The organism is Thalassorhabdomicrobium marinisediminis, from assembly GCF_003072065.1.
Lineage (GTDB): Bacteria > Pseudomonadota > Alphaproteobacteria > Rhodobacterales > Rhodobacteraceae > Octadecabacter > Octadecabacter marinisediminis.
In genome coordinates this window covers 280,734-288,928 of sequence record NZ_QCYG01000007.1, presented here as the reverse complement: position 1 = coordinate 288,928, position 8,195 = coordinate 280,734, and the positions used below count along the sequence as shown (strand labels likewise).

Here is an 8,195-nt window from a genome sequence, read left to right as displayed (position 1 = left end):
GATGGCGCTCGCCTCGCGAGTTCATCAAGGCCACAACCGAAACCGCTTAGGTGTCCGGTGAAACGGGGGCCAGTCCAGCGCGGCAGAATAGCAGTGCCGCAGACGCAAGGTTCGTAAGTCTGTTTGTTGGTAGGTTGTTTGTCGGTAAGTTCGTTTGTCGGTAGTTTTGTAAGTCGTTTGGAGGGTTAGGAGGATGAGGCGACAGCAGACGCTGCGAGCTCTATTCCTATCTAAACCAAAGGCAGTCAGACTACCAAGCACCATGAACTGCCTACAAAAATTCCTCTATTCGGAAGCGGGTTCCACAGTTGTCGAAACTGTAAAGATTATGGGGCTACAAGGGGCAGGGCGCTAGTGCCCCTAAACTTACGATAATGCTGCATTAGGCTTATCAGAGATCCAGTCGTTCTCGTTGATTGGTCCCTTGCGTTCTGCTCAGGATTGTATTTCCTGGAAGCATGACAAAGCTCGTGCTGCTACATAAGGCGGACTCTATCTACGATGATGAACCTGATGTCGTATATGATTTCCCACGCAACTATCTTAAAGCTGTCAAGGAGGCCGTCGGCGACTGGGTCATATACTATGAACCGGTGAAGGCAGGACCTCGCGGGTATTTCGCTGTTGCGAAGATAGATCGGGTCCTTCCGAAGCCTGGAGTGGACGGTCGCTACCTTGCCATGATCGAACCTGGAAGCTTTCTGCCGCTGGACACGGAAGTCCCGAGGCTGATCGACGGTAGTCCGCTTGAACAGTCGCTCGCAGAACCAGACGGCACACCGAAAAGGGGCGGAGCCGTTCAGCTCGCCGTGAGGCGCATCCCGGATACGGATTTCGAACGAATTGTGCGACTAGGTTTACCGGCAGACCTCGAGATACAAGAAGCAAAACGCTACGATCCGAGAAAGTCACAAATCGACGAAGTTTCGGCTGTTTTCGAGCGTCCTGTCTTGGAGCGCCTTACGCGCCGGCCATACCGTGATGTCGCTTTCCGACGTAAAGTGCGCGCGGCTTATGGCTATCGCTGTGCGATGTCCGGGCTAATGTTGAGAAACGGAGGAGGTCGGCCGGAGGTGCAAGCAGCCCACATTCGGCCCGTCGAATACAAAGGCAGCGACTCCATCAGAAACGGGCTGGCACTATCGGGCACGTTACATTGGATGTTCGACCGTGGACTGATCTCGGTTGCGAGCGACGGTGAGACGATCCTTGTTTCTCGCAACAAAGTTCCTGGTGCGGTTGTTGATCGATTGCTGCAGCCCGACGGTAAGATCTTGACGCCTAAGGACCAGAATGACTGGCCGCACCCTGCCAATTTGGCGTGGCACCGAGAGAACATCTTTGGACAATTGGAATCAGATGGTCCCGCGCCTTGGGATTAGGCTAACATGCCGACATGAGAAAAATAATCTCCCGGGGTATATCGAAGGTCCTTGCGCGTGAGCGGGCTGAAGGGCCTGAACTGGCAAGACCCGGCCATTCCAAGCAGACTGCGGGTCACAGGGCGCGCGATCCTTACGCGATTATATCGCGCTGCCTTTCCGTCGATCTTGAAGTTGATCCCAAGAGCGCGCGGATATTTGCCTTTGCCGCGGTGCCCGAGTCTGCCGCGAAAGGGATCGTTCACCGAAAAGGGGACGTAGAAGCCGCTTTGGAAAAGCTCGAGCTCTTTAGCGCAGGATTCACTCATGTCATCGGGCATAATATTCTGCGCCACGACCTGCCGCACCTCATGGCAGTGTCACCGCGCTTCGCAAAGCTTGCGGATGATCCGATCGACACCCTTTGGCTCAACCCATTAGCGTTCCCACGCAACCCTTATCATCGTTTAGTTAAACACTACCATGATGGCCGTCTTCAAAGCGGGCACGTCAATGAACCCGAATATGACGCGCGTCTGGTGTTTGAGGTTCTTCGCAACCAGATCGACGCTTTCGTAGCTCTAAACGCTAAGTCGCCAGAGCTTATGCAGGCCTATCACTGGCTGTGCTGTCGAGGGCCTGGCACAGATGGATTCGAACGTTTGTTCAGCGACGTGCGCGATGCACCGAAGCCGTCGGAAGCGGAAGCAAACTTGGCGATCCGAACGCTGCTGGAAACGGCGGCGTGTGGCGCCCAGGTGAGCGCCGTTTTGGACAGGCTCTCAGATACGACGCTCGGCTGGCCCATGGCATATGCGCTGTCTTGGATCTCGGTTGCCGGTGGGGATTCTGTGATGCCCCCGTGGGTTCGGGCGCAGTTCCGCGATGCGGCACGGCTTGTCAAAGACCTTAGAGATACGAATTGTCGACGCCCGGATTGTGCTTATTGCACCGAGCACAACGACCCCGCCCGAGCGCTCGAGCGCTGGTTCGGCTTTCCAAGCTTTCGTCCCGAACCGGTCGACGAGGATGGTCGCCCACTGCAAGAGAAGATCGTCGCCACGGCCATGGATGGTGAACACCTGCTGGGGATCCTTCCGACAGGCACAGGCAAGTCCGTCTGCTATCAGATCCCAGCGTTGTCCCGGTTCGACAAGACTGGCGCTTTGACAGTGGTCATATCGCCTCTGGTGGCATTGATGGCAGACCAGGTGCAGGGGCTTGCGCGTGCGGGCATTGCGTCAGCTGTCACCATTAACGGCCTTTTGTCATTGCCTGAACGTCAGGACGCGCTCGACAAGGTCCGGCTTGGAGATGCTGCAATTCTGCTCATTTCACCCGAGCAGTTGCGCAGCACCACGGTTCGGTCCGTTCTGGCACAGCGCGAGGTGGGCTTATGGGTGCTGGACGAAGCGCATTGCGTCTCTAAATGGGGACACGATTTCCGACCTGACTACCGATACGTTTCGCGATTTATTAAAGAGAACTCTGGCGAGGAACCGGTCCCGGTGTTGTGTTTAACCGCGACGGCCAAGCCGGACGTGGTGCAAGATATCTGTGGCCATTTCAAGGAGCGGTTGGGCGCAGAATTGACGTTGATCGATGGCGGTGCGTCCCGATCAAACCTGAGTTTTGAAGTGCTGCCGACGCAACGCACAACCAAGTTGACCGATATCCTCGATACGATCGAAGCCAAGCTGCCGCGTGAAGGTGCCTCGGGTGCTGTCGTTTATTGTGCGACCCGGAATGCTACCGAGCGTGTGGCGGAATTTCTGAAACAACAGGGGGTCGCGGCCGAGCGATATCATGCGGGCCTGAGCGCCGACGACAAACAGGAGATTCAAGAGAGCTTTCGCATAGGCAATCTGCGCGTGATTGCCGCAACCAACGCGTTTGGCATGGGGGTCGATAAGCCGGACATCCGTCTGGTGGTTCACGGCGATGTGCCGGGCTCACTTGAGAACTACTTGCAAGAGGCAGGGCGCGCGGGGCGGGACCGTGAACCGGCAAACTGCGTCCTTCTGTTCAATACCGAAGACGTCGAACGACAGTTCAGCCTGAGCGCGCGGTCGCGGCTGGCCCGGCATGAGATCGGGGCGATCCTCAAGGCGCTGCGACGTCTCGATTCCCGGACCGGGAAGGGCGGCGAGATCGTCGCCACGCCCGGTGAAATCGTCCACGAAGAGAAAGATCGCGACTTCCAGAGAGACAGCAATACCGATGATACGCGGGTCAAGACCGCTGTCTCATGGCTTGAAGAAGCGCATCTTTTGAACCGCGAAGAAAATCGGGTGCAAGTGTTCCCTGCGTCGTTGCGGGTGAAAAACATGAAAGAGGTTCGCGAAATTCTCGCAACCGCTGAACTTACCGAACAGCGACGCAAAGATCTGGCTGCAATCGTGCAGCACATCATCAACGCGCCGCAAGAAGAGGGCATTACGACGGACGAACTTTGCGGGATAAGTGGGCTGACAGTGTCGGGGGTGCGCAATGCCCTGGCGGATCTTGAGGCTTTGGGGATCGCGAAAGACGATACGAACATCACTATCTTTGTTCATGCGCGCATCGAGAACGCTTCGCCCAAGCGGTTCGAAGCAGCGTCCAGCCTAGAAGCCGACCTAATTTCGATCCTGCGTGAGCAAGCCCCCGACGTAGAGATTGATGAGGCTTGGCCCTGCCATCTTGCCTCCGTCGCGCAGGCTCTGCGCGAGCGGGGGCACGCCTCGGTGCGGCCCGACATGGTTGAAGGTCTTCTTCGTGGGATTGCCCAAGACGGACGCGACATGGATGGTGGCAGGGGCAATATCGGATTGCGCAAGGTGTCAAAGGGCAGCCTTTTGGTGCGAACGCAACGGTCATGGGCGGTGATTGATCAGACCGCCCAACTCCGCCGGCAGGGAGCGGAACGGCTGGTGTCTTGTCTTATCGACAACATTCAGGTTGGCGTAAGGGGTAAGGATATTGCCGTCGAGACGACGCTGGGTGATCTGCTTGCCGCGATCAACAGCGATGCATTGTTGCGTGCCTCCGTCAATGATCCATCAAAGCTGATGGACCGTGCCCTGTTGTGGCTGCACGAGCAGCAGGTCGTCACTTTGGGCAAGGGATTGTCCGTGTTCCGTTCTGCGATGACGCTGCACATCAATCCGAAAGGGGGGACCTTCACGACCCAGCATTTCGCGCCCCTTGAAGACCATTACAGCGAACAAACCGTCCAAACCCATGTGATGGCAGCTTACGCGTCAAAGGGCATGGAGGATATCAATCAAGCACAGCATCTAGCGCGGGATTACTTCGCTCTCGATCGGTCAGATTTTATGAAAATCTGGATGCCGGGGCGGATTTCCGAGTTCAGACGACAGGCTACGCCTCAATCCTATGCCGAGATCGTGAGCAATTTAGGCAATCCAATTCAAGAGCAGATCGTGCGCGATGACCGCGAGCAGACGAACGTTCTTGTGCTGGCGGGGCCGGGGTCGGGAAAGACGCGCGTGCTGGTTCACCGGGTCGCTTATCTCGTCAGGATCAAGCGTGAGGATCCGAACGGAATCCTTGTGCTTGCCTACAACCGTCACGCTGCCGCCGAGATCCGCGAGCGATTGCGTCTTTTGATCGGTGACGACGCGCGCTTCGTTACTGTATTAACCATTCATGCCTTGGCAATGCGCCTGGTCGGTGCGAGCTTTGCTGGCCGGACGACAGCGGACGAACCTGACTTCAAGACATTGCTTTCCGATGCAACCCGGCTGTTGCGCGGAGACGGGCTGGATAAGATTGAGGCCGAAGCCCTGCGGGAAACGCTCATCGAAGGATTCCGGTGGATACTCGTTGACGAATACCAGGATGTGGGCCCGGAAGAATACGCCTTGATCGCGGCCGTGGCCGGACGCAGCATTGATGACCCCGACCAACGGATCAGCCTGTTCGCGGTCGGGGATGATGACCAGAACATCTATGCCTTTGCCGGCGCTTCCGTGCGACACATCCGACAGTTCGAGCAGGACTATTCCGCTAAGCCGGTGTTTCTGACTGACAACTATCGATCATCGAAGCACATCATCAGCGCCGCGAACGCGGTGATTGAGGGCTCTCGGGAACGTATGAAACGGGGACATGGCATCGCCGTGGATCAATCACGCCAGGCAGAGTTGCCCGGGGGCGTGATGGAGCAATTCGATCCTGTCGCAAAGGGCAGGGTGCAGATCCTTGGATGTCCCGCTGGCGATGAAGCGCAGGCCCTCGCAGCGGTCAATGAAATGATCCGGCTGTCAAGGTTGATACCTGATTGGAGTTGGAAAGGGGCGGCCATCATATCACGGGATTGGCGCAAGCTTCAGCCGGTTCGTGACTTCGCTGAAGCCATGGGCATCCCGGTTGAGATGGCAAATGAAAGCCTGCCCAGCATCTGGCGCACCCGCGAGATGCAGCAGTTCGTTAGCGCTTTGCGGGACAAAGGCAGTGCCATGATTGACCTCAGAGAGCTGACAGAAACCCTCAACACCATACCAGCCAGCCGTTGGACCGATCGGATCGGCGAGGGCCTCGGCCAGCTTGCACGGGAAATCCAGGGAAAAGCGCTTCCGAACCCGGACGTGATTGAATGGTTCGCGGAATGGTCGAGAGAGACGTGGGGCGAGCAGCGCGGTCTCAAATTGCTGACAGCGCATCGTGCCAAGGGGCTTGAGTTCGATGATGTCGTCATCATGGACGGCGGCTGGGAGCGCCCTTCACGGAACGAAGATCAAGATGCGCCCCGACGGTTGTTCTACGTCGCTATGACCCGAGCACGGCGCAATCTGATCGTCATGAGCAACGATCACCACGAATATCTTCCCACGGCGTCGCCATCCGTCGTCACGCGCCACGTGGTGCCTGATATGACGACGGTTCCCGGTCCCCGCCGGTTCTTTCAGTCGCCTGAGTTGAGGATGGTGGATCTCTCCTTTGCGGGACGTCAGGCCGATCGACACGAAGTCCAAGATGCCATTGCTGAAGCGCGCACCGGGGCGCCGATCCGTCTTGCGAAGGTCCAAGACCGCTGGCAGATCAAAGATATGAAAGGACGGGAACTTGGCCGCATGGCAAGAGCGTTCGCGCCGCCGCGAAACACGAAGTTTGTTTCAGGTGAAATTGCTGCCATCATCTATCGGCGCAAGGAAGATAACGAAGAGCGCTTTCAACATTTGCTAAAGCGAGAGAGTTGGGAAGTGATCGTTCCGCAATTAGTTTTCGAAGTGGCTGGCGAGGAGTAGGTCGTTAGCAAGAACGGGGGAGGGGTTGTTGAGCACTCGCAGAGGCGTTTGCGTATCTGAGGCCTCATCAAGACTGTTCATCAATTCTATCCAGAGAGGGCGGAGAGCCGACCTTCGCTGCGTATCACCCCAATGTCTGCGATGCGGACTTTTCAGACCTTCGCTGCATCTGTGCCAATGACTGGTTCAGCGAACCGTTCAACGAACGGTGGTTTTTGGAAAGCTGTAATATTTGTTTTGGGCACACACCGATACCTGCGGCACAGCAACGGAATTGCATCTTCAATCAGGAATTATTGCTCCTGATTGCTTTGATTTGTGTTCCGGTTCGACATGGATTGTGACCTTGGCGTCATCCAAGTGGTTTTTCAAAGATTCCTCTATCTGGTCACATATTTCATGAGCTTGAAAAACTGTCGTGTCACCAGACACGACCAAATGAAAATCAATAAATATTACCGCACCTGCGTGGCGTGTTCGAAGATCGTGTGCTTGCATTGCGCCATCCAATTCCGACGCAATAACCTCACGGATCGTATTTAATGTCTGTGCTGAGACAGCTTCATCCATCAGGCCGCTCAGGGACTCTTTGACGATTTTAGAACCTGACCAGAGGATGTTGACGGCCACGAGTGCGGCCAGTGCCGGATCCAGTATCCACCATCCTGTTGCAACAGCCAGAATAACGCCCGTGGCAACCCCGACAGAGGTAAGAACATCCGTGATCAGGTGTTTTCCATCAGCCACCAAAGCTGGTGATTTCTGTGCTCGTCCGCGCGTGATCAACACCCATGCCCACAGTCCGTTTATGACTGTCGCCGCCATGTTCACAAGAAGCCCTTCCACCGGGGCATCGAGAACGACGGGCCGCATAAAGCCGTGGTAGGCTTCCCGAAAGATCAGCAGTGCAGCAACGATGATCATTACACCTTCAAGAACAGCACTAAAAAATTCTGCCTTGTGGTGGCCATAGGGGTGATTGGCGTCAGCAGGCTTGGCCGCGATATGGATCGCGATGAGCGCGGCGAACGCTGTTGCGACATTGACCGTGCTTTCAAGTGCGTCTGATAAAAGTGCAACGGAACCAGTTATCCAGTAGGCAAAGACCTTCAATCCCAAAACAGCAAAGCCAATGAAAATACTGCCAATTGCAAGCTTGATAGTTGTCATATTGGCCGCCCCCCAATCCTGATAGCGTCACCTAATCGACGCGATACAGTGGCGCAAGCCACTAACTTTGCGAGTGAAAGTCATGTTCAAACATGTCTTTGAATTTCTGGCCCCCATAAACCCAAACCTTCGTTTCTGGCACATGCGCTCCCTGCCCTGTTTGCGCCGCCACAAACCCCGTTCAAAAGCAAAGGTGTTGTTGAAGATTTTTGCCTCTACCGTGATAGCAGACATCCAGGCTTCACGCCGCATCAGTCAAAATGGGCTCGAAGCAGCCATTGGACAGAGGCTTTACCAATGTCCGCTCTGGGCCGATCCGGCATCAGGTTTTGCATGGCGGTTACACGTAATAGTGGACCTGTCACGATTTGCGGACACTCCCAAAATTTCTGCTCAGATTTTTCTGTGATAT

At 55.8% G+C, this 8,195-nt stretch carries 4 protein-coding genes; 3 read left to right on the top strand and 1 reads right to left on the bottom strand.

Annotation, left to right across the window (positions count from 1 at the left end; genetic code table 11):
* The first annotated feature begins 458 nt into the window (after positions 1-458).
* Positions 459-1,382: an HNH endonuclease gene (locus DC363_RS12735; protein ID WP_108641530.1), complete on the top strand. Its 924-nt coding sequence runs from the start codon at positions 459-461 to the stop codon at positions 1,380-1,382.
* 14 nt (positions 1,383-1,396) lie between these two features.
* Positions 1,397-6,613 carry a RecQ family ATP-dependent DNA helicase gene (locus DC363_RS12730; RefSeq protein ID WP_108641529.1) on the top strand — a complete coding sequence of 1,739 codons (5,217 nt, stop codon included), beginning with the start codon at positions 1,397-1,399 and terminating at the stop codon, positions 6,611-6,613.
* A gap of 282 nt (positions 6,614-6,895) precedes the next feature.
* Here the strand turns inward: DC363_RS12730 and DC363_RS12725 are convergent, their stop codons facing one another.
* Positions 6,896-7,783, bottom strand: coding sequence for a cation diffusion facilitator family transporter (locus DC363_RS12725; RefSeq protein WP_108641528.1), 888 nt, complete (start codon positions 7,781-7,783; stop codon positions 6,896-6,898).
* An 82-nt stretch (positions 7,784-7,865) separates the two neighbouring features.
* Here DC363_RS12725 and DC363_RS16715 point away from each other — a divergent pair, with 82 nt between their 5' ends.
* Positions 7,866-8,192, top strand: a complete 327-nt coding sequence (locus DC363_RS16715; protein WP_146180788.1) for a hypothetical protein — start codon at positions 7,866-7,868, stop codon at positions 8,190-8,192.
* Positions 8,193-8,195: the final 3 nt, after the last annotated feature.

What these genes read in the sequence shown, in the direction of transcription:
- DC363_RS12735 (WP_108641530.1), top strand. Translation starts at nt 459, where the DNA reads ATGACAAAGCTCGTGCTGCTACATAAGGCGGACTCTATCTACGATGAT.
- DC363_RS12730 (WP_108641529.1), top strand. Translation starts at nt 1,397, where the DNA reads ATGAGAAAAATAATCTCCCGGGGTATATCGAAGGTCCTTGCGCGTGAG.
- DC363_RS12725 (WP_108641528.1), bottom strand. Translation starts at nt 7,783, where the DNA reads ATGACAACTATCAAGCTTGCAATTGGCAGTATTTTCATTGGCTTTGCT.
- DC363_RS16715 (WP_146180788.1), top strand. Translation starts at nt 7,866, where the DNA reads ATGTTCAAACATGTCTTTGAATTTCTGGCCCCCATAAACCCAAACCTT.